Genomic DNA, 24196 nt, shown 5'->3' with positions numbered 1-24196 from the left:
TTGAATTTGTATTAATTCACTCACGAGTTTTACTTGCGTAAAACTCCTCGTTGTTCAGTTTTCAAAGATCAATCTCGTTAACAACTTTCGCTGTCAACTTTTATATCATATCATGTCCGGTTTAGAAATGCAAGCTTTTTTTCGAAGTTTATTAACTTCGTTTTATGAAGCTTGTTATTCAGTGTGTTGCTTACTGGCTAACTTCTTGGCCGGAATTAGAATATACCATGCTGATAAAAATTATGCAAGTCTTTTTTTGAAAAGTTTAAGACCTCAATTAATAATAATAAAAGAGGCTCTGTTAATTAAACCAGAGCCCCTCTTCTATATATACTCTCTTTATATACTTCCATTATCCGATGATGATTCGCCCCTCTGGATGGCGATATAGATTCTTTGTTTGTTTTGGTCTGATCGCATAAGCAATGGTAAGTGGACCAATACGACCGATAAACATCGTAACCGTAATAATCAGTTTTCCCCATTCAGTCAGTTCTGGTGTTAATCCCACCGAAAGCCCAACTGTCCCTACAGCTGATGCCGTCTCAAACATGATTGTTAGAAAAGGAGCATCCTCTGTGGTAAGTAGCAGCATATTAATAACCATAAATATGCCCAGCGTAATAATGATAATAGTCATCGCCCGCATGAGTAGTCCTTGCGGTACACGGTGCCGAAAGAACACGATATCTTTCTGTCCTCTAATCATTGCGAACAAAGCGCCGATCATAATGAGAAAAGTCGTTGTTTTGATACCACCGCCTGTTGAACCAGGAGAAGCCCCAATAAACATAAGCAAGATGAAAAAGAATTGAGTCGCAGAACGCAGTTCTGCTATATCTATTGTACTCGTCCCCGATGAACGGGTAGATACAGACTGGAAGAAGGACGCATAGAGCTTATGAGACAAATCAAGTGAGCCCAACGTTTTCGTATTCGTAAATTCAAAAACGAACAGTACAATTGCACCTAGGGCGATTAATACGCCGGATACGGACAGCACCATTTTTGAATGAAGAGATAGTCTTCGCTTCTTAGGAAATTCGAATAAGTCGTTGAGCACGACAAACCCTAACCCGCCCGATATAACTAGTATGCTCGCGATCGTATTGAACAACCAATCACCAGTGTAATTTTGAAAGCTATTGCCGAACAGATCAAAGCCCCCATTGTTAAATAAAGACACGGAGTGAAAAATGCCATAGTACAGTGCCTTGAGGAAAGGCATATCCACTGACCATCTAGCTGTAAAGATAATGGCTGCGATCCCTTCAATGGTGAAAGAAAAGATAAGAACCTTCCGGATGATCCGAACGACTCCTTCCATAGTATCGGAATTAATCGCCTCTTTTAAGATAAGCCGGTCTTTCAAGGATAGTTTTCTCCCGAACAATAGAGCAATCAAGGTCGCAATCGTCATGAAACCAAGACCGCCTAGCTGCATGAGGATCATAATCACAATTTCACCAAAAAGGGTAAACGTAGTTTCTACATCCACCACGATCAGACCTGTAACACAAGCCGCGGAAGTCGCCGTAAATAACGCATCCATGAATCGAAGAGAGTGTCCGCTATGGTTGGAGAAAGGCAGCATTAACAATACTGTACCTATCGCGATGATCAGCAAAATACCTGCGACTAATATAAATGGCGGAGTGGCCAGCTTTTTGGTGAAACCTACACGTCTCTTCATTACATCTCGCCTTTCTTCATACTCCTTGCCAATTCGTACACTTTAAAAGAGGAACAACCTCAAGCATCATCTGCTCAGCTGTTCCTCTATATATCTAGATTCTATTGTAAACTGGTTTATGCGAAATGCTTGTCCTTCTTAGTCCAACGCACGGTGACGCATATGTGGGAAAAGAAGTACGTCACGAATCGACGGAGCATTCGTAAGCAGCATCACAAGGCGGTCTACACCAATTCCAAGACCACCTGTAGGCGGCATACCATATTCAAGTGCACGAATGAAATCATCATCCATCTCATGCGCTTCATCGTTACCATGTTCTTTTTCTAGCAACTGCGCTTCAAAGCGCTGACGCTGATCGATTGGATCATTCAGCTCACTAAATGCATTCGCATGTTCACGTCCCACGATGAAAAGTTCAAAGCGATCCGTAAATCTTGGATCTTCTTCATTCTTTTTCGCAAGCGGAGAAATTTCAACAGGGTGACCATATACGAAAGTAGGTTGAATTAGAGTTTCTTCAACAAACTCTTCGAAGAATGCATTAAGAATATGTCCAAATGTCATATGTTTTTCAACAGGTACATTATGTTCTTTAGCCAAACGGTGTGCTTCTTCGTTTGTCATTTGGACGCCGAAATCTACACCCTTCACTTCTTTAACCGCATCTACCATGGATACACGGCGCCAAGAAGGTGTAAGGTCAACTTCATGTCCTTGATAATCAATCTTCGTTGTTCCAAGAACTTCTTGTGCAATATGAGCAACCATATTCTCTGTAAGTTCCATAATATCTTTATAGTCTGCGTAAGCTTCATACAATTCAATCATTGTGAACTCAGGGTTATGGCGGGTTGAGATTCCTTCATTCCGATATACACGTCCAATTTCATACACTTTCTCTAGGCCGCCTACAATTAGACGTTTCAAGTGCAATTCAATTGCGATACGCATATAAAGTTCCATATCCAGCGCATTATGATGCGTAATAAATGGTCGTGCTGCCGCACCGCCTGCGATGGAATGCAGTGTTGGTGTCTCTACTTCCAAGTAGCCTAAGCCATCGAGGTAACGACGCATGGACTGAATAATTCTAGAGCGAGAAATAAACGTTTGTTGTACTTCTGAGCTCATAATCAGATCCACATACCGCTGACGGTAACGCAGTTCTACGTCTTTTAGTCCTTGGTATTTATCAGGCAATGGATATAACGATTTTGAAAGCACTTCAAGCTCAGTAACTTTAATTGAAGTTTCTCCCGTTTTTGTTTTGAAGACGGTACCCTTCACACCGATGATATCTCCAAGATCAAGCAGGGTAAATGCATCGTACTGCGCTTCAGAAACTGTATCTTTGCGAACATAAATTTGAATACGTCCGCTTAGATCCTGAATATGAGCAAAACTTGCTTTACCCATACCACGTTTAGCCATAATACGTCCCGCAATGCTTACTTCGATATTTTTCTCTTCAATTTCTTCTTTAGTCAGGTCACTATATTGTTTCAAAATATTACCGGCTTCATCCGTACGTTCGTACTTTTTACCGAAAGGGTCAATACCAAGAGCTCGAAGCTCGTCTAATTTTGCCCGTCTGATCTGTAAAAGCTCACTAAGCTCCTGTTCTGTACCTACTACTTCATCCGTCATTTGCCTTATTCAACTCCTTAATTATTATGTATCTTCGAATGCAGATATCCATACAATACAGCATCTTAAAAGATACAAGACAAGCCATACTGATAAAAGACGCTCGTACAGAACTAAAGTACGAAGCCTTCAAGAAATAAGATGATTGAAAAAAAGCTTCCCCTAGGGAAGCTCTCTTCATATCCCGATCCTTTTTGTATGATTACTTCTTGATATCTACAATTTTGTACTGGATAACACCTGCAGGAACACTTACATCAACAACAGTTCCTTTGGCTTTACCAATAATGGCTTTGCCCACAGGGCTTTCATTTGAAATTTTATTTTGAAGCGGATTGGATTCTGCGGATCCAACGATCGTGTATTCAACCACATCGCCGAACTCCATATCCTCAACTGTAACGGTTGCACCAATTCCTACGATGTCTGTGCCGACCTCGTCGCTGTTGATGATACGCGCATTGCGAAGCATTTTCTCGAGAGTGAGCACACGCCCTTCAATAAAAGCTTGCTCATTCTTCGCATCTTCATACTCCGAGTTCTCACTAATATCACCATAACCAATGGCTACTTTAATCCGTTCTGCTACTTCACGGCGTTTTACAGACTTCAAGTTCTCGAGTTCGTCCTCAAGCTTCTTGAGCCCCTCTTGGGTAAGAATGACTTCTTTATCGCTCATGTTAACCGATTCTCCTGTCATGGGAATAATATGGAACTAATTCAAAAATTCATTTAAAAAACGATATGCTAATCTTAAAAAAACAGAACAATTCGTTCTCTTGGGTGTCTCTTGAACATAAAACCATCTTGCCGAATTTATACCAAAAAATTATAGGTTAACGATATTGAAAAGTCAATGTTCTCTCCTATAGCCTTAGCAAGCACAGTCGGTATTTATTGGCTCCTGATCGATTTCTTGATTGTCTGTTTCTGTATTTGACTCGTTACGAGGCAGGTTTTCCATATAATTCGTCAGTATATCAACCATCTCGTCTCGCTTGGTTCCTTCCATAATGGCATCTTTAATTCGTGCAGAACCTTTGAGTCCTTTCAGATACCATGATAGATGCTTACGCATTTCACGTACTGCTACATTTTCCCCTTTTAGGTCAATTAATCGATCCATGTGCAGTATGGCAATTCGCATTTTTTCTTCCGGCGTCGGGTCTGGCGGCAACACACCCTTCTCAAGGTACTCAATGGTTCTATATAGCATCCATGGATTACCAAGAGCAGCACGACCGATCATAACTCCGTCTACTCCGGATTCTTCGAGTCTTCGTTTTGCTTCTTCTGGTGAAGAAATATCGCCGTTCCCAATAATCGGAATGGAAACCGAATCCTTAACTTCCTTTATAATATCCCAGTCTGCACGGCCAGTATACAATTGCTCCCTTGTTCTACCGTGCAAAGCTATCGCTTTCCCTCCGGCACTTTCCACTGCGCGTGCATTTTCGACAGCATAGATATGATCATGATCCCAACCGATACGCATTTTTACAGTAACTGGTTTGGATACAGCATCCACTACAGCAGACACCATCTCATATATTTTATTCGGATCTAAGAGCCAACGAGCTCCCGCATCACTTTTGTTAATTTTGGGGGCAGGACAGCCCATGTTAATATCAATAATATCTGCATTCGTTTCTTGGTCAACAACCTTCGCAGCAGCAACCAAAGTTTCTCTGTTACCGCCAACGATTTGCAGACTAAGCGGCTTTTCCCGTTCATCAACAAATAGCATTTCTCGCGTACGCTTATTACCATTTAGAATTCCTTTATCGCTGACCATTTCAGCGCAGACTAACCCAGCGCCAAATTCTTTAGCAATGAGGCGAAAAGCCGGATTACTTACTCCTGCCATAGGAGCAACAACGACCTGATTCTTCATTTCAATATCAGCGATCTTAAGCATAGGATTTCGTATCACTCCTTTTAATCTGTTGATTTCTAAAACATTTATATTTATCACAATTAAACGTTCAAGTTACTTTTTCAAAAAATAACCCACTGCGTCTCCTATTTAAACTCCGCCAGGGAGATAGCAAGAACATCTGCGATTCTAACAAGCTGCTCCTCTGTTGGAACACGAGTTCCCCGTTCAATCATACCTAGCATAGCGAGAGATATGCCTGTTTGCTCTGCTAGAGACTGCTGAGTTACACCTTTCAATTTCCGGAAAGCGCGGATTCGTCTGGCCAGTTGCATGTTTTCCACCGCCGTATTCCATCCCTTTCATCCAGGCTCTCTATAGCTGTTTGTACAAAATAAGAAATGTTGTCTGATTTTTCACGGACAACATCGGATAATGGAACTAACACGAAAGCTCTCTCCTGCATTCTTGGGTGCGGAAGAATGAGTGTTTCTGTATTCATCTCTACTCCTTCATACCATAACAAGTCGAGATCCACGGTTCTTGGGCCCCATCTGATATGACGAACACGCCCTAGCTGGTTCTCGATCTCAAGCATACGATCCAGCAGTTCCTGAGGGGACAGTGTAGTATTCACAGAAATAGCCATATTAATAAAAGCAGGCTGATCAGTATAACCTACTGGATCTGTTTCGTATAAATCAGAACAAGCAGTAACCTTAATATCTTCTTGTTTGTCCAGCATCATTATTGCAGACATAAGCGTCTGCTCCCGATCGCCTAAATTTGCCCCTAAAGCAATATAAGCCTCTGACGTATCAGAGGTTGACTGTGCATTCATGAGTCGTTATCCTACTTTCCTAGTACGATGAAGTTCTACTGTAACCCCTTCAAAATGAATATCGAAAGGAGGATGCGGTTTCGTTACCTTGACTACAAGCGCATCCACACTAGTATAAGTCTCAAGTAGGGAAGATGCAATATATTCACCTAAAGCTTCAATTAATTGGAATGACTTGTTTTCAACGATATTTTTCACATGTTCGTGAATTTCTGCGTAATTTATCGTTTTGGTAAGATCGTCATGAATACCAGCTTCTTGTAAGTCCATATCGAGCTCTAGATCAATATAGAATCGCTGTCCAAGTTTTCGTTCTTCCTCAAATACCCCGTGATATCCAAAGTATTCCATCCGGTGAAGTTTCATTTTATCCATTATTATAATTCCTCTCTTCCTTGGTACAGCATAGCATCACACATGTCTACTGTACGCTTGATTTGAGCTACATCATGAACTCGTACAATTTGTGCTCCTTGAGCAATTCCAAAAGCCACAGTCGCTGCCGTTCCCTCGACTAGATCATTCACTGGCAATTGCAGTGTATTCCGAATAAACCGCTTGCGAGAGGTAGCGAGCAGAACAGGGTAGCCAAGCTCCACCAGTGCACCTAATGATATCATCATTTGTAAGTTTTGCTCATAGCTTTTCGCAAATCCGATACCTGGGTCAAGAATAATATGATCTTTATGAATGCCAGCTTGCAAAGCAATCTCTATGCTTTCTTTTAGATCAGTGACTGCGTCGGTAATAAAATTATCGTAATCGGTGTTCTCACGATTGTGCATCAGGATAACAGGACAGCTCTTCTCGTACACGAGTGATGCCATATTCTGATCAGCTTTGAGACCCCAAACATCATTAATAATATGAGCTCCTGCATCTATAGCAGCTCTCGCTACATCTGCTTTATAAGTATCAATAGAGATTGGGATATGCGGTGCTACTTTATGTAGAGATTCAATGACAGGGACTACTCGTGCAATTTCTTCTTCACTCGAAATCACAGTGTGTCCTGGGCGAGTAGATTCACCGCCAATATCAATGATATCTGCTCCTTGTTCGTAGAGTTCTATAGCATGAGCAACTGCGCGATCTACAGAATTGTATTGTCCCCCATCGGAGAATGAATCCGGAGTTACGTTAACAATCCCCATAATCAGTGTTCTGTCACCCAGCTTTAGCGTCATTTCTCCGCGCTGATATGTACGTTTATATAATTTAGGTTTCAACATCTTCTCTACCTGCTTTCTTTCGGTATAAATCCAGCAGTCTGCGTGTATTCGGTCCCATTTTTCCATCCTGAACCTGAATCACTTCCCCTTCCGGAAAACCAAGCAGCGCTGTTATTGGGATTAGTTCTTGTATGGAACTGGTCATAAAAATCTCATCCGCCTGAGATAGGTGCTGAGTTGTGAATAATCCTTTTACTACCGGAATACCTAGGTCACCCGCAGCTTCAAGAACAACCGCTCTTGTAATGCCAGGCAAGATACCTGTGCTTAATTCGGGCGTATAAAGAACACCTTTGGTTATAAAAAAAAGATTACTGACAATCCCTTCAGCAAGATGCCCCTCTTTGGTCAACATTAAACCTTCCGCTTGAGACTGTACTGCCCGCTTATACTGCATAAGCTCTCTCTTCGCAAGAATGTTATTCATGTAGTGCAAAGATTTATATCGAATCTCACCCTCGGGCGTATTTCTCATCGTCTTCAGCAATTGAAGAGGTTTTCCTTTGATATACCAAGCTTCATCTAGAACAGGCAGTTCTTTAGCAAAAATAAGGTGACTCGGCTCACGATAGTCTGCCGAAGGCAAACCTAGAATTTCTTCGCCTGCCGAAACCGTGTATCGAATATATCCGTCACTAAGCCCGTTCACTTCCAGCAGCTCGCGAATAAGCATCTCTAGTTTATGTTCTTCCGCACGAAAAGGAATCCCTAATTCCTCACAGCCTTGAGAAAGCCTTTGAAGATGACGAGACAGCAAAGAAGGTTTGCCCCCATAGGTTCGAAAAGTCTCAAATAAACCCATCCCGTACAAGAAGCCGTGATCCATCACAGGAATCGCGGCTTTCGTTGTCTCGATTAATTGCCCATTCATCATGACGTATTTCATCTTATACATGTGCTTTCTGACGTAGAAAGTTGCGGAGCATATGATGACCATAATCGGTAACGATAGATTCCGGATGAAATTGTACGCCCTCAATCGCATATTCTTTATGTCTGAGTCCCATAATCTCTCCTTCTTCCGTCTCTGCCGTAATCTCCAGGCAGTCAGGAAGACTCTCTCTCTCCACGAGTAGAGAATGGTATCTCGTAGCTGTAAAAGGAGATGGAATTCCTTCAAACACAGACGCTCCCCCATGATGAATAGGTGATGTTTTACCATGCATCAAACGTTCTGCCCTAACGACGTTTCCTCCAAAAGCCTGTCCGATCGCTTGATGTCCAAGGCAGACCCCAAACATTGGAATTTTACCTTTGAAATGATGCAGTAACTCAAGACTGATCCCTGCTTCATTTGGTGTACATGGGCCTGGCGAAATTAAGATATGATCCGGGGCAAGTGCTTCAATCCCTGGAATATCGATTTCATCATTCCGGCGTACCTCTACTTTCTCACCTAGCTCACCTAGATACTGCACGAGGTTATACGTAAAAGAATCATAGTTATCAATAACCAAAATCATATAAAAAACCTCCTCTAGTTCTCGTCTCTGCTTCGCTGCGTAGCAGCCTCTTCACTATACTGTACAGCCTTCATAACTGCCCTTGCTTTGTTCTTTGATTCTCTATACTCCCGGTAAGGATCTGAATCAATTACAATTCCTGCTCCTGCCTGAATATAACCGATGTTATCTTTCACGGCGAGGGTACGAATAATAATATTTAGTTCCATATCCCCTTGGTAGGAAATCCAGCCAATTGATCCTGTATAGGGTCCCCGTCTCACTGGCTCGAGTTCCTCGATGATCTCCATCGTCCTTACCTTAGGAGCACCTGTAATGGTCCCGCCTGGAAATGCAGCTGCAATCACATCAAAGGCATTTTTACCTTCAGCCAAAATACCTTCTACTTGTGAAACTAGATGCATTACATGCGAATAGTATTCGATGGTCATAAGTTCGGGAACACGCACTGATCCATATCTGGCTACTCTACCGATATCATTGCGCTCAAGATCCACGAGCATAATATGCTCAGCCCGCTCTTTTTCCGTATGAAGCAGTTCTTCCGCCATACGCTTGTCCTCTTCTGAGGTCGCTCCCCTGCGTCTTGTTCCTGCAATGGGTCTTGCGATGACTTTACCCTGCGTGAGTTTAATCAACAGCTCTGGAGAACCGCTTACCAGTTGAAAATCCGGTGTCTGTACGTATCCCATATAAGGAGAAGGGTTAATTACACGAAGCCACTCATACACATCATCAGGAGAAGTATGAAGCTCCTTATCCTGCCTTAATGAAAGATTAACCTGAAAGACATCTCCCTGCCCGATATAATCCTGCACCTTTTTCACGGCTAGTTCAAAGGCTTCCTTATCAAAAGGAGATTCCCATCCCTGAGCCACATCCATATGTGCATCGCCCTCAACACTAGCCTGCTCCAGCCGCTGAATCCGCTGTGCTTGCTCGCGAATATAATAAGGCGTTTCTGCAGTCTCCGTCATATGCTCAAAGCTACGAAGCATAGCCTCCGCCCTGAAAGCTGCTTGATTGAACTGCTTCTCTAACGGCACTTCTTTGTTTAAGAGCGTGTAAACTGAACAATAGACCACATTCTCTTCATGATCAATGGTCCACACTTCCTCAAATCGCATCCACATGTAATCAGGGAGACTTGGGTCGTCTTTAGCAAGTTCAGGCAGATTCTCAAGGGAACGAGCCACATCATAACTTAAGTAACCTACAACCCCGCCGGAAAACGGCGGCATCCCTTGAATCCGAGGAGCGCGGTAGGGGGCGATCCACTCTTCGATTATTTGCAGGGGGTCTCCTGTCATCGTCCCCTGTGAATGAAAACTATGCTTTTGGTTGGCTCCTTCTGCATCATCGAGAATTTTCACCTCTGCCTGTTTACCCTTCCCCGTAACGATCGCTACCGGGCATAAACCAAGATAGGTATATTTCCCGTCCTTTCCGCTTTCCATTACAAAAGCATAGGGAGAAGCCTGTTCCCATGCAGGCTTCCAGGAACGAAGAGCTGGTGACTTCTTGAGTTTGATTTTTGTTACATAGGGAAGCACCGTCCAATCCTCTTTGCTCCATGCTTTCCAATCATCGTAGGTTGTAGTTACCTTATTCATGTATGCTTCTTTCCTCCAGGCTGACCTTGTCTATTGTCTGTTAGTATACTAAAGCATTCTTCATTTTAAAAGCAGATGATAAAAAACCCCGTGCCTGCAAATGAGTTGCGGCACAGGGTTATATAATTTGTTATTAATATAGAAGTAAAGATTGAATTCGAGTATTCTACTCGTCAGTCTTAACCTTCAAAATTATAAAGAGGTGTGCTGAGGTAACGTTCCCCATTACTTGGAACGATCGCAACGACACGTTTACCTTCACCCAGCTCTTTTGCCACTTTCAGCGCAGCACGAATGGCTGCTCCAGAAGAGATACCAGCGAGGATTCCCTCTTCTTTGGCTACTTGGCGAGCGGTTTCAAATGCATCCTCATTCTCAATATGAATGATTTCATCATAAACGTCCTGATTTAGAATCTCAGGAACAAAGTTTGCACCGATCCCTTGAATTTTATGAGGACCTGGAGCCCCGCCTGCCAGAATTGGTGAAGCTGCCGGTTCCACTGCATAAATTTTAATGTCTGGGAAAGACTCTTTGAGTACTTCACCTGCACCTGTAATCGTACCACCTGTACCAATTCCAGCTACAAATGCATCCAAAGAACCGCCCACGGACTGAATTGCTTCTACGATCTCAGGACCCGTAGTTTCACGGTGGATTCTAACATTAGATTGGTTCTTAAATTGTTCTGCCATGAAGTAACCTGAATTTTCTTCTACGATCGCTTCTGCTTTCTTAACCGCACCATTCATTCCCTCTGATCCAGGAGTAAGCACAAGCTCTGCACCATATGCACGAAGCAAATTACGGCGCTCTAAGCTCATCGTCTCAGGCATAACAATAATCGAACGATATCCTTTAGCTGCTGCTACCATGGCCAGCCCAATTCCTGTATTACCACTGGTTGCTTCTACAATCGTGTCACCTGGTTTAATACGCCCAGACTGCTCTGCATCCTCTATGATACTGATCGCGATCCGATCTTTCACACTAGACCCAGGGTTTTGGTATTCAAGTTTCACATATACTTCTGCACTACCTTTAGGTACAACACGATTCAAACGAACAAGCGGCGTTCCACCGATAAGTTCTGTAACATTATTGACAACCTTAGCCATGATAATTGCCCTCCTTGGATTAAATGAAGTTGAATGAATGATTGCTTTTTCTATTTCATATGCCACTGTGTATTCTAGTTGTATTGTATTTCCGACTAAATCAGTAGGTATTTATAACTTTAATATTATCAACCTTGTTCCATATTGTCAATATTGTTAGAAAAAATAGAACAGAAAAAGAGACCCTTTCCCTTAGGAAGCAGGTCTCTCCAGTTTTACTCTTATGTCAGCTCCATATTTACTGCGAAGCTGCTTTTCTAATTCTGACAATGGAATGGAATCATTCAAGGCAAGCATCATTCGAATATCTTCCATTGCCTCTTCATAAGTCATACCTTGTTTCTCTTCGATATCGTTTAAACGAACTATAATATAATGTTCATCCACTTGAACAGGACCGGCAACATCGCCGATTTGGATTTCTTCCGCGAGCGTCATCATTTCCTCAGGTTGAAAAGGATCATTCTCTTCAATGAGCCCAAGTCTCCCTTTGGATTCACGACTGTATTCATCCGTTGACTCACTCTCTGCAACTTCCCCAAATGATTCACCCGCTTCAATCCGTTCAAGAACGTGATTTGCTGAACCAAGATCATCCACTTGAATCATAGAAATATCAAACAGACGGATGGGTTTATAATCTGCTTCATGTTCCTCATAGTACTCTTGTACTGCTTCTTCACTGACTGTAATGTCTTTCGTTGCAATTTCTTCAAGCAAAACTTGATAGGTTGCCTCTGCCCTCAATTCTTCTAAGCTCATCCCAAATTGATTCCACATCTCATCATAAAAAGCTTGTTCTGAGGAATAGCCCTCCATTGAAGATTGCAATTCTTTATCAACTTGAGACTCGGTTACAGTCAGCCCTTGTAACTTAGCTTCAGCGAGAACAGCCTGACGATTAAGCATTTCCATTAAAACTTTGTTGCCATAACGTGTCTTAAGTGCATCTACCCATTGCTTCTCTGAAATCATTTGCCCTGCAATACTTGCAACCGGCTCTTTCAAATCTGAAGCACTTAGGTCTGTATTTGTACTTGAATCATTCATTCCGCGAAGAATAAACGTCCCCATAAAAATAACACCTACGCTCAGCACCACGACAGTCACCCAAAGTCCTTTTTCTTGTTTCGTCATCCCATCTCATCTACCCCATAACGGTTTTAGCTTCTCGCTTGCTCAAGAATGGTTTCCAGGTCACTTTTCGTAAATTCATATGCTTCATTACAGAACTGACACACAACTTCAGCTCGGCCTTCTTCTTCAATTAAATCAGTAAGTTCTGATTCTCCAAGCGAGATCAATGTTTGCTCTACACGTTTACGATTACACTGACATTGGAAAACGATATCCATGCTTTCATGGATTACAACATCTGGTAGAATCTTGCGGAGCATCTCTTCCACATCAAGCCCTTGGTCCAGGAGAGTGGTTACCGGCGGCATATTACTGATAGCATCCTCAATCGCCGAAATTTCCTTATCACTCAGTCCAGGCAAGAGCTGAATAATAAATCCTCCAGCTACTAGAACAGAATTATCGGTATCAACTAAGACACCTAGACCTACTGCGGAAGGCGTTTGTTCTGATTTAGCAAAATAATACGTAAAGTCTTCACCCAATTCACCTGAGATGATTGGAGTACTTCCACGGTACGGTTCTTTGAGCCCAAGATCCTTCGTTATATGAATAAACCCGGAAGTACCTACAGCTCCCGCTACATCGAGTTTGCCCTTACTATTGCTTGGTAAGTGGACATGCGGATTCTTAACGTATCCTCTCACTTCACCTTTAGCATTCGCATCGGCTACAATCTGACCAACAGGTCCATCCCCATTTACTTGAATGGTCAGTTTTTCTTCTCCTTTTAACATAGCACCCATGATGGCAGTAGCCGTAACTGTCCGCCCCATTGCAGCTGTTGTTGTAGGGAATGTATCATGTCTTCTTCTCAATTCTTCTACCAAGTTCGTTGTACGGATAGAAAACGCGCGAACACGTCCACCTAAAGCGGTACCACGAACCAATCTATCTTTCATCTTTTCCATTCTGTTATGCTCCTTCTGTGTCGTCCTATTTGTAAATCACAAGGCAAGCCAGACTGCTTCCTTATGAAGATTGTGCAAATTTAAATTTCGTCTAAGTCGGCACTCTCTTTATTGTAATCGAAAAAGATAACGGAATAAAGGTGACTGCCTGTCCCTTTTTCCATTATCTTTTATTCAGTAAGGTTACCCCTTATTGCGCTCATATATAATTCGCAGACCCTCAAGAGTCAACATTGGACTTACCACTTCAATGGTTTTTGTCTCGCTTGCAATAAGTTCTGCCAGCCCGCCCGTAGCGATTACTTTTGGTGTAGCTTGCATTTCTTCCTTAATTCGCTCCACGATTCCATCAACCTGTCCTGCGTAACCAAAAATAATGCCAGCTTGCATAGCATGGATGGTATTCCGTCCGATTACTTTCTTCGGTTTTTCGAGTTCAATACGCGGCAATTTGGAAGCTCGTTGATACAATGCCTCGGTAGAAATCCCGATGCCCGGTACAATGGCTCCACCCAGGTAGTTACCCTCTCCATCTATACAGTCAAAGGTCGTTGCGGTACCGAAATCAACCACTACTAGAGGGCAGTTAAACTGTTCAATCGCAGCTACTGCATTCACAATCCGGTCTGCTCCTACCTCACGAGGATTCTCATAACGAAGATTCAACCCTGTCTTGATGCCAGGACCGACAATAAGCGGTTTCTTCCCAACATATTTAATACACATTTCCTCCAGCACATTCACCAGCGGCGGTACAACAGAAGAGATGATAATTCCTTCGATTTCTGAAGTTGATATACCCGACATCTGAAAAAAGCTATGAGTAAGAATACCGTACTCATCTACAGTTGACTGTCTGGAGGTGCTGATACGAAAATGATGAAGAAGCTCACGATGCTTGTATATACCAAGCACAATATTACTATTACCTACATCTACTACAAGGATCAAAGAGGATTATCCTCCTTTCTTTTCGTTTAAATCAAGACTGATATCTAGGCTTTCAAAGGAGTAAGTCAGTCTTCCTACGGAGATAATATCCACTCCGGTCTCAGCTATACCACGGATTGTGGCAAGAGAAACATTGCCCGAAGCTTCTATTTTAACACGAGGGGCTGCCTCACGGATATGCCTAACTGCCTCACGCATCATCTCTTCACTCATATTGTCGAGCATAATGATATCTGCTCCTGCCTCAATTGCCTCTTTTACTTGGAATAGGTTCTCTGTCTCCACTTCAATTGTCATGGTGTGCGGAATACCTGCTCTTGCTCGTTCAATAGCTTGTGTTATTCCTCCAGAACCCTTAATGTGGTTATCTTTAATCATAACTGCATCATACAGTCCGAACCGGTGATTATATCCTCCACCGACCCGTACTGCATATTTTTCAAGTTGACGATGACCTGGTGTTGTCTTTCGTGTATCAACTAGCCGTACCGGAAGATCTGCAATCACATCTACATAAGTACGAGTTCTGGTCGCAATACCTGAGAGCCGCTGCAGTAAATTTAAGGCCAGCCTCTCGCCTGTCAGTAAGCTATGCGTACTTCCCTCTACTACACAGAGTATTGTCCCCTTTACTGCTAAGTCTCCATCCTTTACTTCTGCACGAAATTCAAGTGAAGGATCAACGATATGAAAAACAAGTTCTGCAATAGAGAGTCCAGCAATAACCCCGCCTTCTTTTGCATGAATTACAGCTTTGGACTGATGACCCTCGGGAATGGTAGCCAAGGTTGTGATATCTCCGGAACCAACATCTTCTCCGAGCCAACTTTTAATTGATTGTGTTAGTACCTCATTATATCCATTAAGTAGCATGACTAACTTCCTCCGCAATTTTACGTTCACGCTGCTGCACCGTATGCTTCTGCCACAAAAGATCGTTACAATCGGGATAATCCTCCCGATAATGAGCTCCTCTGCTCTCTTTGCGGTGAAGTGCTCCCTCGGTAACCAGTATGGCGCACGTAAGTAGATTGGCAAACTCATATTCTTCTTGTGTAGTAAGGCTGGTATTAAATATAGCTAGTTCCTTCTCGAGTACCGACTTGGCTCGTAATAAACCTGGCTCCGAGCGTCGAAGTCCTACGTCCCGTACCATTGTTTTCTGTAGGGCAAGTCTTCTAGCATGAATCGAACCCACTTCTATGGAAGTTTCCTTTCTTTTAAGGGAAGGAACGAAAGGAATGGATTCCTTTAAAGGAGTAAGCTGGCGTATGCGATCTACAATTCTTTTTCCGAAAACGATGGCTTCCGATAAAGAATTACTGGCTAGTCGATTTGCTCCATGGACACCGGTAGATGACACCTCTCCGCAGGCAAAAAGACGATGAATGCTGCTTTCTCCTTGTAAATCTGTTTTCACTCCGCCCATCATATAGTGAGCAGCAGGTGCTACAGGAATCCAATCAGAAGCCATATCCAACCCATAGTTCATACAGGTCTCATAGATTGTCGGAAAACGAAGCTTGATCCGGTCAAGGGTCTCATGAGTGATATCAAGATATACCTGGGTTGCATTCGTGAGTTCCATCTCACTAACGATCGCTCTTGCCACAATATCACGCGGAGCGAGCTCGAGCTGTGGATGGTATTTATGCATAAACCGTTCACCCCGGATATTACGGAGCACTGCTCCTTCTCCGCGTACAGCCTCAGATATTAAAAAACGAGGAGCCCCTGGATAACAAAGCGAAGTTGGATGAAATTGAATGAATTCCATGTCTCGTATTTCAGCCCCTGCTCGGTAAGCCATAGCTATACCATCTGCAGTAGCCACTTCCGGGTTTGTGGTATATCGATATAGTTGGCCGGCTCCTCCAGAGCAGAGTACAACTGCATCTGCCTTTACATAGATTCGTTCACCATCAGCACCCTGTACAATAGCCCCTCTGCACTCACCGGATTCTGTTACAAGATCAATAACAAAATGTTCATCCCATACCTTAATAGATGTATGAGAAGCAACTTGCTTGGCTAATGCTCTTACAATCTCGTATCCCGTTGCATCTCCATTCGCATGTAAAATCCGGCGATGACTGTGAGCTCCTTCCTGTGTTAACGCGAGTTCCCCATTCTCTATATCAAAGGTGGTCCCTAAACCAATTAATTCTTTGACTCTTTGAGGCCCCTCGCTAACAAGCACTTTCACAGCCTCTTCCCGGCACAGCCCTGCTCCTGCGGTGAGCGTATCCTGCATATGATAGGCAGGTGAATCATCCTCTGCAGTAACCGCTGCAATTCCACCTTGGGCATATCTCGTATTACTCTCTAGCAACGTTCTTTTCGTGATCAAGAGAACTTGCCGATCCCTACTTGCCTCGATTGCTGTAAACAATCCTGCTATACCTGTACCGATAACAAGCAGATCTGTCTCCATTTGAGGTAAAGCCGCTATATCCAAATCAATTAAGTAAGAAGGAATCATGGGGCATCCTCACCTGTCTCCTATAAAGTAGCTCACGTAATCATGCATATATAGAAAAGGGGGCTTACCTTCCTCTGTGAAAGCTTCCCCCTTCATCTTATTTCACTTGTAACATGCGCTCTAGGGATAAACGTGCACGATCGGCAACAGCAGGAGGCACATAAATTTCCGGCTTCATTGTCTCCAGCGCTTTTACCAGTTTCTTAAGGTTATTCACTTTCATATTTGGGCAAACAAGAAATTTGGTCGCAAAGTGAAAGGTTTTGTCTGGACTGTCTACTCGAAGTTGATATCCTGTACCGTCTTCCGTACCGACAATAAATTGTTTGCGGTCCGACTTTTTACAGTATTCAAGAATTGCTGTAGTACTGCCCACGAAATCACCCATCTCAACCACTTCTGGGCGACATTCCGGATGAACAACGAATTCTGCATCAGGATATTTAGCACGAATTTCCACCACATCTTTTATCGTCAGCATGTCATGTGTATTGCAGTACCCTTCCCATATGATCATTTTCTTATCGGTATGCTGCTGAACATAATGTCCGAGATTTTTATCAGGAACCCATATTATTTCTTCCGCATCAAGTGATTGAATTACTTTTACCGCGTTAGCAGAAGTACAGCATATATCTGTCTCAGCTTTAATCTCAGCAGAAGAGTTAATGTATGTAACCACTTTTGCATTTGGATGCTGCTCCTTTAACTTGCGAAGTCCTTCTACGTTGACCATATCCGCCATGGGACAACCCGCACGTTCATCGGGAATGATTACTTTTTTGTTTGGAGCCAAAATTTTAGCACTTTCCCCCATAAAATGAACACCACAAAAAACAATGACTTCGGCATCGGTTTCTGCTGCCTTCTGAGCTAGCAGAAAAGAGTCTCCACGAAAGTCTGCTACTTCCTGAATTTCATCTCGCTGATAATAATGAGCAAGTATAATCGCATTCCGTTCCTTCTTTAGTACCTTTAGTCTCTCTTTCAACTCACGATTCATCTCGGCCTTCCGTTCTAGTGCCTGAACCTCCACTGTTGACCCTCTCCTTTTATGGAATAGCGAAATAATACGTTCACTTTGCAGTGTATGATCGCGCTTGTTAATCGATTCACAAAGTCTATTACAGAACTTCCTTTTGTTTACAACTAATTTACACGGCACACCCTTACCTGTCAATTCACAAAATGGACGCAATTTGAGCTAAACCATCGTAATACAACAAAAAACCGGAGAACATAAGCTGTTCTCCGGTTTTTCGTTTATAGCAACCTTATGAAGTAGGTTTATTCTTATCTGGATCAATTGGAGGGGTAGATTCCGAATCCGGCTGATTAGGAACATGGTTTGGAATTTCTTCTGCCGGTGTTCCACCGTTGTTATCTTTTCCTTGAATGCGAACTTTCACATCACCAACATTGTCGATAATAGGTTCTCCGCCTTCAGAGGATCCTCCCGTATTTCCTTCTTCTTTTTCGGTAATCACTCCGTTTTCGATCAACTGCTTGATATCTTCAAGATCAAGAGTTTCTCTTTCGAGTAGTGTTTCCGCAATAAGATGAACTTCTTTAGAATACTTGGTCAGCAAATCTTTTGCTTTCTCATAGCATTCTGTAACCATACGGTGCATTTCTTTATCAATCTCATATGCAATGGAATCACTGTAGTTCGGCTCATGACCGAAGTCACGACCCAAGAAGACTTGCCCTTGAGCATTACCAAACTGCAATGGTCCGAGTTTTTCACTCATACCATATTCCATCACCATGCTACGAACGATACTTGTTGCTTGTTGGAAGTCACTATAGGCACCTGTACCAATTTCACCGATAAACAGTTCCTCGGATACACGACCACCTAGTAATCCCGTTACTTTATCAAGCAATTCTTGCTTCGTTGCGAGCATACGATCTTCTTTTGGCATCATAATTACGTATCCGCCTGCACGACCACGAGGTACGATTGTAACTTTGTGGACCATATCAGCATGCTCCAAGAAGTAACCTACAATCGTGTGACCAGCTTCATGGAAAGCAACGATCCGTTTTTCACGGTCGCTAACTACGCGGCTTTTCTTCTCTGTACCAACAATTACACGGTCAATCGCTTCATCCATCTCACGCATGGAGATATCTTTACGATTACGTCTGGCAGCAAGAAGGGCTGCTTCATTGAGTAAGTTCTCAAGATCTGCACCAGTAAAGCCAGTTGTACGTTTCGCTATTACATCCATCTTCACGTCTTTTGTAAGAGGTTTGTTACGAGCATGTACTTTAAGAACAGCTTCACGGCCTCTTACATCAGGACGGTCAACTGTAATTTGACGGTCAAAACGTCCTGGACGAAGAAGTGCAGGGTCAAGAATATCTTGACGGTTCGTTGCAGCAATGATAATAATACCTTCGTTTGCTCCGAATCCATCCATCTCTACGAGCAATTGGTTTAGTGTCTGTTCACGCTCATCATGTCCACCGCCGAGTCCAGCACCACGCTGACGACCAACAGCATCAATCTCATCAATAAAGATGATACATGGAGCATTTTTCTTCGCATTTTCGAACAAGTCACGCACACGGGATGCACCGACACCGACAAACATTTCGACGAAGTCAGAACCCGAGATACTGAAGAACGGTACGCCCGCTTCCCCAGCGACAGCTCGTGCAAGGAGTGTTTTACCTGTTCCCGGAGGACCATTCAGTAGAACCCCTTTTGGAATTCTAGCACCCACTGCAGCGAATTTACGAGGATCTTTTAGGAACTCAACAACTTCGATAAGCTCTTGCTTCTCTTCGTCTGCTCCTGCAACATCTTCGAAAGTAATCTTTTTCTTCTCTTCGTTATATAAACGTGCACGGCTCTTACCAAAGTTCATCACTTTTCCGCCGCCGCCTTGCGCCTGATTAAACAGGAAGAAGAAGAGGACAAACATCAAGATAAGAGGTATAAACGACGTTAGTAGTGTCAGCCAAATACTGTCACCCTTCATCGGTTTCGTTTCCATTGCTATTCCGTTCGCTTCACTTGCATCCGCAATTTCTTGGACTGCAGCATCAGTAGCAGGAATGTAGGTAATAAAGTTTTTGGCTTTTTCAGCAGGTGGGGTCACATACTCTCCCGTTACCTGGTAGGCATATCCATCAAACTGAATACTCAAATTCTCTACGTTATTTGCAGATAATTCCTGACGAAACTCGTTGTATTTAGGGGTATCAGCTGCTTCACTTCCACCATTAATAACCTGGTAGATGCCGACTACAACCAAAAATAAAATTAGATAAAAACTAGAATTCCGGATGAACCGATTCATCCCCTACCTCCTCTCGAGACACTTTAGTTATTTTACCATAGCCATTCTGCCCTTCTCAACAAATGGGCAAACGCGATTCTATCATTTTTCTGCCGGGATTTTAGCTAGTGTAAATCTCCGGTTTCAGAATTCCGATATAAGGCAGGTTCCGGTAATGTTCAGCATAATCCAAACCGTAGCCAACTACAAATGCATCTGGTAGAACAAATCCTGTGTAATCTGCTTCAAGATTAACAGAACGGCCAGATGGTTTATCAAACAAGGTAACCACCGTAGTTGATTTAGCACCTCTGTTTTGCAGAAGTTCAATCAGATGGCTGAGTGTAAGCCCACTATCGATGATATCTTCTACAATAAGAACATCGCGTCCCTCAACAGTTTGATCTAAATCCTTGATGATCTTGACTACACCGGAAGACTTGGTAGAAGCACCGTAACTTGATACAGCCATAAAGTCCATTTCAAGAGGCACTGTTATGTTTTTAACCAAATCAGCCATAAATATAAACGCACCTTTAAGTACACAAATGACTAAAGGATTACGATCAGCGAATTCCTTGCTTAATACTTCGCCTAGTTCCTTGATTTTACCTTGAATTTCTTCTTCACTAATTAAAATTTCTTGAATATCGTTCTGCAACGTTAGTGAACCCCCTAAAGTTATACTATGAAAGTCTTATCTGCACCATTACTGTCAACTACCTGCGCGTTAATAGCTACTCGATCCACATTTGAATGACCTGTGCAGATTGATCGGTTACGGGAGCATGAATGGAGCGTCTTACGCCCGGAATCCAGATGATGTTTCCTTCAACATCACACACTAAGGGAATACGAGAACGCAGTGACGGCGGAATTTTGGCGTCGATAAAAATATCTTTCACCTTTTTACTTCCGTTTAATCCCATCACTTTCATGGTATCTCCAGGCAATCGCGCTCTTACGGTAAGCGGCCAATGAAGTTTGCTTAAATCAAACTGTGCTTCATTAGCAGATATCGGCTTACGCATCCCCTTTAAATGAACCAAGTGGATGGTTCTTTCAATCTCTTCAAGAAAGAGAAACGTATCTCCCTCTGGAGAATGCAACTGATAACTGTAATGCTCAGATACAGACTTCCGGGCAGTAAAAATGATACTGTTATATTCCCGCATACAAACGATCCCTTGACCTATATCAAGAATCCATGTCGTTGGTTCGGTCTGAACCACTCCCTTACGTATGGATTCAATTCTTGAAAAAGTAGCAAAATCATCGTTTGAAGGCAGATAATTTAATATTAATTTAATGAGCCTTCGTTGTAAAGCGACATGTAGCCCCTTAAACGCAGGCACAGAAAAGGTTAGTCGATCACCTGACTTCAAAACCATATCAGCAAAGGTTTGCTCTGCTACAGCTTCCATATAGTCATCTTCTGTGCTTATAACTTCGGCCATCCGATAAAGTGATTCCTTTAACTGCCCATTATATTGCCCCAAAAAAGGAAGCACATCCAGTCGGATCGCATTTCTAAGATACTTACGATTCATATTACTACTATCAATAAGATAAGGAAGCCCTTCTTTTTCACAGAGCTTTTCCAAGTCCGTCTTGGTAATACGTAAACATGGCCTAATAAGTTCCACGTTTTTTTCAGTTCGTTTGATTTTCATACCCGAAAGTCCCGAAGCACCACTTCCGCGCAGCATATGTAGCATAACCGTCTCAGCCTGATCGTCGGCATGATGTGCCAGAGCAATGCTGTTAGCCTTGTATTTCACTGCAACTTCGTGAAGAAAAGCATACCTTCTTTCACGAGCCGCATCCTGTGAATTCCGCCCAGTCTCCTCTAAATACTTCGGCATATTTAGATGAACCATTTCAAAAGGAATGTTCAGCGATTCGGCGTATTTTTGTACCAGCTCAGCTTCAGCATCCGACTCTGCGCGAAACCCATGATGTACATGGGCACAGATCAGTGTGAGCGGTGTACGATAGAGAGATATTTGATGTAGAATATGTAAAAGAGCCACAGAATCCGCCCCACCGGATACTGCGACTACAATCCGGTGACCCGGTTTCCACAAATGATACTCCTCTGCTGTAGCAGCAATCTGCATTACCGTAGGTTCAAGTTTCGGTCCTTCCATGATGTTCCTCTTTTCTAACTCAGATATTTCAGGTATGTAACCTCTAATTTTAGCGAAGCATCAGCATTACTGCCCCAGCCATAATTAGAGCTGATAACGCAAAAGATGGAATTAACCATCCTGGGGTTGGGGTTGATTCTGATGAAGCGTTCTTAGGTCCGCTCTTTAATCTGTAAACATGCTTTTTCCACGAGTAAAAAGCATCCTCTGCATCGTCATAATAACCCTGTATTGCTTTTTGAAGCCAACTTCTATAAGGCGCTAGCCGTTCGCTCTTTTGAATGACAGTTAAAAGTAAGGGTATTCCTCTTAGTTGAGGAAGACTGTCCCCTGTGATTCTTCTCAGTTCTTCTCCCTCCAGAAGATGAATTAGAAGAAGAGCAAAGGAAAACACATCATATTTCTGATCTGCGACACGGCTGCCTGCATTCCAGTACCCTCTATCATACCATTCTGTGAACTGCTTTACGCTGCGTCCTACAGGACTCGCTCCTCCATAATCAATGAGTTCCACCTCACCATACGAAGAAACAAGTACATTTTGTGGCTTCAAATCACAGAATATATATCCTAACCGGTGCAGCTCAGCGAGCTTTTTTAAAAGCCTAAGCCCGACAAGCATCGTCCAGTCTGGTCCATTTTTACGGATAAATAAATGAAGCGGCTCACCTCTGACATAGGTCATGACATAAAAAGAAATCTCACTATCGCCAGCTTGGTAATTATCCACTTCTTTTAAATAGGAAGAGAATCCGTTCCCACCTGCAAGGTGATCCTTCTTCGCTAATGAAGTAAGAACATTAATCTCCGACTGCAAATCAAGCGGATTAAAACCCATCTTGAGCGCATACCGGCCTCCACCCGGTTCACGCTGAACCAAATAAACGATCCCATTTGCTCCCTTACCCAGCACTCTCTGAATAATATATTTATTATTCTTCCATTTGCCGGTAACTACAGTTCCAGGAGTAAGATCAGGATCCAGCGGCATAGTCACCATGCATCCCTTCTTTTGCTCCGTAATCGCGATAATGCAGGTCATTCTCGTTTAGTGTACCATAACGATAATAATCAATCACCTTTAATATTGCGGGTCCAGTAGGTGTTGCACCTCTCATATCCAGCTTAGTAAAAACGGATCGAAGTTCGTCCATGTCGCTTGTCCAGTTGATATCAAGGACCGCATTTTCACTGCCTTGTCTCCCGGGAAAATGAAATACAGAAATCTGACTTCTTCCTTCACGCGCTTGAAGGCTCAGCATCAAATCTCGAATTCCTTCTTCTACAGCAGCCAGTTTTGGCTTCATACTAGCACTTGCATCAATAAGTAAAGCTACTTGAAGCGGTGTTGTTTCTGTCAAATGATCCAGCACTTGAACCACCTCTGCGCGCTGATGCAAAGGGAGTTCAGCAATACCACCCGCACTTTTGCCCAGAATTTGTTTAAGCTCTTTATTAACCGCTAGTTCTATGGTCTGAACCACCGTTTTTCGCGTCATCATCTGCATGGTTTTTGCTAATACAGGTGTACCTACAATCCGGCTTATTCCACCTCCTGCTTTGGCAATCGCTTCAATCTCTTGTCCCCCAAGGTCACCAATAGTTCCATAATCCACCACGCCCACTACATTCACCGTAATGCCTTCCTCCAAGGCATTTGCAGCAGCAAGTACTGGATTTGACCCAACGTTAGAGCATCCGTCTGTTATGAGTAAAATTTGTTTCATCTTTCTCATCCCCTTTGGCTTCGAACTTATCCCTATTATTTCCATAATGGATCAGGTTCAAA

At 42.9% G+C, this 24196-nt stretch carries 23 protein-coding genes; all 23 read right to left on the bottom strand.

The genetic code is table 11. The features are described from left to right. Positions 1 to 352 precede the first annotated feature (352 nt). The 23 genes from H9647_RS22995 to H9647_RS22885 all read right to left on the bottom strand — a co-directional run bounded on the left by H9647_RS22995 (position 353) and on the right by H9647_RS22885 (position 24134). Positions 353 to 1693 carry a TrkH family potassium uptake protein gene (locus tag H9647_RS22995; protein ID WP_191804450.1) on the bottom strand — a complete coding sequence of 447 codons (1341 nt, stop codon included), beginning with the start codon at positions 1691 to 1693 and terminating at the stop codon, positions 353 to 355. 138 nt (positions 1694 to 1831) lie between these two features. Beyond that, a complete protein-coding gene (lysS, locus tag H9647_RS22990; protein WP_191804448.1) occupies positions 1832 to 3343 on the bottom strand; it encodes a lysine--tRNA ligase in 1512 nt (503 codons plus the stop codon). Between the two features lie 202 nt (positions 3344 to 3545). Next, positions 3546 to 4022: a transcription elongation factor GreA gene (greA, locus tag H9647_RS22985; protein WP_191804446.1), complete on the bottom strand. Its 477-nt coding sequence runs from the start codon at positions 4020 to 4022 to the stop codon at positions 3546 to 3548. Between the two features lie 195 nt (positions 4023 to 4217). Then, positions 4218 to 5261, bottom strand: coding sequence for a tRNA dihydrouridine synthase DusB (dusB, locus tag H9647_RS22980; RefSeq protein ID WP_191804444.1), 1044 nt, complete (start codon positions 5259 to 5261; stop codon positions 4218 to 4220). Between the two features lie 104 nt (positions 5262 to 5365). Beyond that, entirely contained in the window at positions 5366 to 5518 is a 153-nt protein-coding gene (locus tag H9647_RS22975; protein ID WP_404822650.1) for a helix-turn-helix domain-containing protein, read from the bottom strand. Further along, complete coding sequence (gene folK, locus H9647_RS22970; protein ID WP_191804441.1) at positions 5515 to 6060, bottom strand: 2-amino-4-hydroxy-6-hydroxymethyldihydropteridine diphosphokinase; 546 nt, start codon at positions 6058 to 6060, stop codon at positions 5515 to 5517. The genes H9647_RS22975 and folK overlap by 4 nt, the downstream gene beginning before the upstream one ends. A 6-nt stretch (positions 6061 to 6066) precedes the next feature. After that, positions 6067 to 6435 (bottom strand): dihydroneopterin aldolase, encoded by a 369-nt coding sequence (folB, locus tag H9647_RS22965; protein WP_191804439.1) that lies wholly within the window; start codon positions 6433 to 6435, stop codon positions 6067 to 6069. Between the two features lie 2 nt (positions 6436 to 6437). Next, complete coding sequence (gene folP, locus H9647_RS22960) at positions 6438 to 7292, bottom strand: dihydropteroate synthase (RefSeq protein ID WP_191804437.1); 855 nt, start codon at positions 7290 to 7292, stop codon at positions 6438 to 6440. Then, positions 7279 to 8178 carry an aminotransferase class IV gene (locus H9647_RS22955; protein WP_191804461.1) on the bottom strand — a complete coding sequence of 300 codons (900 nt, stop codon included), beginning with the start codon at positions 8176 to 8178 and terminating at the stop codon, positions 7279 to 7281. The genes folP and H9647_RS22955 overlap by 14 nt, the downstream gene beginning before the upstream one ends. 1 nt (position 8179) lies before the next feature. Then, on the bottom strand, positions 8180 to 8755 hold the full coding sequence (pabA, locus tag H9647_RS22950; RefSeq protein ID WP_191804435.1) for an aminodeoxychorismate/anthranilate synthase component II: 576 nt from the start codon (positions 8753 to 8755) through the stop codon (positions 8180 to 8182). Positions 8756 to 8769: 14 nt separating this feature from the next. Further along, positions 8770 to 10368, bottom strand: coding sequence for an anthranilate synthase component I family protein (locus H9647_RS22945; protein WP_191804433.1), 1599 nt, complete (start codon positions 10366 to 10368; stop codon positions 8770 to 8772). A 179-nt stretch (positions 10369 to 10547) separates the two neighbouring features. Continuing rightward, positions 10548 to 11486, bottom strand: a complete 939-nt coding sequence (cysK, locus tag H9647_RS22940) for a cysteine synthase A (protein WP_191804431.1) — start codon at positions 11484 to 11486, stop codon at positions 10548 to 10550. 192 nt (positions 11487 to 11678) lie between these two features. Beyond that, on the bottom strand, positions 11679 to 12623 hold the full coding sequence (locus H9647_RS22935) for a peptidyl-prolyl cis-trans isomerase (RefSeq protein ID WP_191804429.1): 945 nt from the start codon (positions 12621 to 12623) through the stop codon (positions 11679 to 11681). 26 nt (positions 12624 to 12649) lie between these two features. Next, positions 12650 to 13534: an Hsp33 family molecular chaperone HslO gene (gene hslO, locus H9647_RS22930; RefSeq protein WP_318245362.1), complete on the bottom strand. Its 885-nt coding sequence runs from the start codon at positions 13532 to 13534 to the stop codon at positions 12650 to 12652. A 183-nt stretch (positions 13535 to 13717) separates the two neighbouring features. Continuing rightward, a complete protein-coding gene (locus H9647_RS22925) occupies positions 13718 to 14485 on the bottom strand; it encodes a type III pantothenate kinase (protein ID WP_191804427.1) in 768 nt (255 codons plus the stop codon). Positions 14486 to 14491: 6 nt separating this feature from the next. Continuing rightward, entirely contained in the window at positions 14492 to 15358 is an 867-nt protein-coding gene (nadC, locus tag H9647_RS22920) for a carboxylating nicotinate-nucleotide diphosphorylase (protein ID WP_191804425.1), read from the bottom strand. Next, on the bottom strand, positions 15348 to 16967 hold the full coding sequence (gene nadB, locus H9647_RS22915) for an L-aspartate oxidase (RefSeq protein WP_191804423.1): 1620 nt from the start codon (positions 16965 to 16967) through the stop codon (positions 15348 to 15350). Before nadB ends, nadC begins: the two co-directional genes overlap by 11 nt. A gap of 97 nt (positions 16968 to 17064) precedes the next feature. Next, complete coding sequence (gene nadA / locus H9647_RS22910) at positions 17065 to 18003, bottom strand: quinolinate synthase NadA (protein WP_191804421.1); 939 nt, start codon at positions 18001 to 18003, stop codon at positions 17065 to 17067. Between the two features lie 238 nt (positions 18004 to 18241). Beyond that, the gene (gene ftsH / locus H9647_RS22905; protein ID WP_191804419.1) at positions 18242 to 20278 is read right to left on the bottom strand and encodes an ATP-dependent zinc metalloprotease FtsH; all 2037 of its coding nucleotides are present in this window, start codon (positions 20276 to 20278) and stop codon (positions 18242 to 18244) included. A gap of 100 nt (positions 20279 to 20378) precedes the next feature. Beyond that, a complete protein-coding gene (hpt, locus tag H9647_RS22900) occupies positions 20379 to 20918 on the bottom strand; it encodes a hypoxanthine phosphoribosyltransferase (protein ID WP_191804417.1) in 540 nt (179 codons plus the stop codon). Positions 20919 to 20994: 76 nt separating this feature from the next. Further along, positions 20995 to 22407, bottom strand: a complete 1413-nt coding sequence (gene tilS, locus H9647_RS22895; RefSeq protein WP_191804415.1) for a tRNA lysidine(34) synthetase TilS — start codon at positions 22405 to 22407, stop codon at positions 20995 to 20997. A 49-nt stretch (positions 22408 to 22456) separates the two neighbouring features. Beyond that, entirely contained in the window at positions 22457 to 23404 is a 948-nt protein-coding gene (locus H9647_RS22890; RefSeq protein WP_191804458.1) for a serine/threonine protein kinase, read from the bottom strand. After that, complete coding sequence (locus tag H9647_RS22885) at positions 23382 to 24134, bottom strand: vWA domain-containing protein (RefSeq protein WP_191804413.1); 753 nt, start codon at positions 24132 to 24134, stop codon at positions 23382 to 23384. The genes H9647_RS22890 and H9647_RS22885 overlap by 23 nt, the downstream gene beginning before the upstream one ends. Positions 24135 to 24196 lie beyond the last annotated feature (62 nt).

It is taken from the genome of Paenibacillus gallinarum, assembly GCF_014836635.1.
Taxonomy (GTDB): Bacteria; Bacillota; Bacilli; order Paenibacillales; family Paenibacillaceae; genus Paenibacillus; species Paenibacillus gallinarum.
This window is presented reverse-complemented; position numbering and strand designations above follow the sequence as displayed.

Bases quoted from the DNA above. Each gene is read 5' to 3' on its own strand.
- H9647_RS22995 (WP_191804450.1), bottom strand. From the start codon at position 1,693: ATGAAGAGACGTGTAGGTTTCACCAAAAAGCTGGCCACTCCGCCATTT.
- lysS (WP_191804448.1), bottom strand. From the start codon at position 3,343: ATGACGGATGAAGTAGTAGGTACAGAACAGGAGCTTAGTGAGCTTTTA.
- greA (WP_191804446.1), bottom strand. From the start codon at position 4,022: ATGAGCGATAAAGAAGTCATTCTTACCCAAGAGGGGCTCAAGAAGCTT.
- dusB (WP_191804444.1), bottom strand. From the start codon at position 5,261: ATGCTTAAGATCGCTGATATTGAAATGAAGAATCAGGTCGTTGTTGCT.
- folK (WP_191804441.1), bottom strand. From the start codon at position 6,060: ATGAATGCACAGTCAACCTCTGATACGTCAGAGGCTTATATTGCTTTA.
- folB (WP_191804439.1), bottom strand. From the start codon at position 6,435: ATGGATAAAATGAAACTTCACCGGATGGAATACTTTGGATATCACGGG.
- folP (WP_191804437.1), bottom strand. From the start codon at position 7,292: ATGTTGAAACCTAAATTATATAAACGTACATATCAGCGCGGAGAAATG.
- H9647_RS22955 (WP_191804461.1), bottom strand. From the start codon at position 8,178: ATGAAATACGTCATGATGAATGGGCAATTAATCGAGACAACGAAAGCC.
- pabA (WP_191804435.1), bottom strand. From the start codon at position 8,755: ATGATTTTGGTTATTGATAACTATGATTCTTTTACGTATAACCTCGTG.
- H9647_RS22945 (WP_191804433.1), bottom strand. From the start codon at position 10,368: ATGAATAAGGTAACTACAACCTACGATGATTGGAAAGCATGGAGCAAA.
- cysK (WP_191804431.1), bottom strand. From the start codon at position 11,486: ATGGCTAAGGTTGTCAATAATGTTACAGAACTTATCGGTGGAACGCCG.
- H9647_RS22935 (WP_191804429.1), bottom strand. From the start codon at position 12,623: ATGACGAAACAAGAAAAAGGACTTTGGGTGACTGTCGTGGTGCTGAGC.
- hslO (WP_318245362.1), bottom strand. From the start codon at position 13,534: ATGGAAAAGATGAAAGATAGATTGGTTCGTGGTACCGCTTTAGGTGGA.
- nadC (WP_191804425.1), bottom strand. From the start codon at position 15,358: ATGCTACTTAATGGATATAATGAGGTACTAACACAATCAATTAAAAGT.
- nadB (WP_191804423.1), bottom strand. From the start codon at position 16,967: ATGATTCCTTCTTACTTAATTGATTTGGATATAGCGGCTTTACCTCAA.
- ftsH (WP_191804419.1), bottom strand. From the start codon at position 20,278: ATGAATCGGTTCATCCGGAATTCTAGTTTTTATCTAATTTTATTTTTG.
- tilS (WP_191804415.1), bottom strand. From the start codon at position 22,407: ATGGAAGGACCGAAACTTGAACCTACGGTAATGCAGATTGCTGCTACA.
- H9647_RS22885 (WP_191804413.1), bottom strand. From the start codon at position 24,134: ATGAAACAAATTTTACTCATAACAGACGGATGCTCTAACGTTGGGTCA.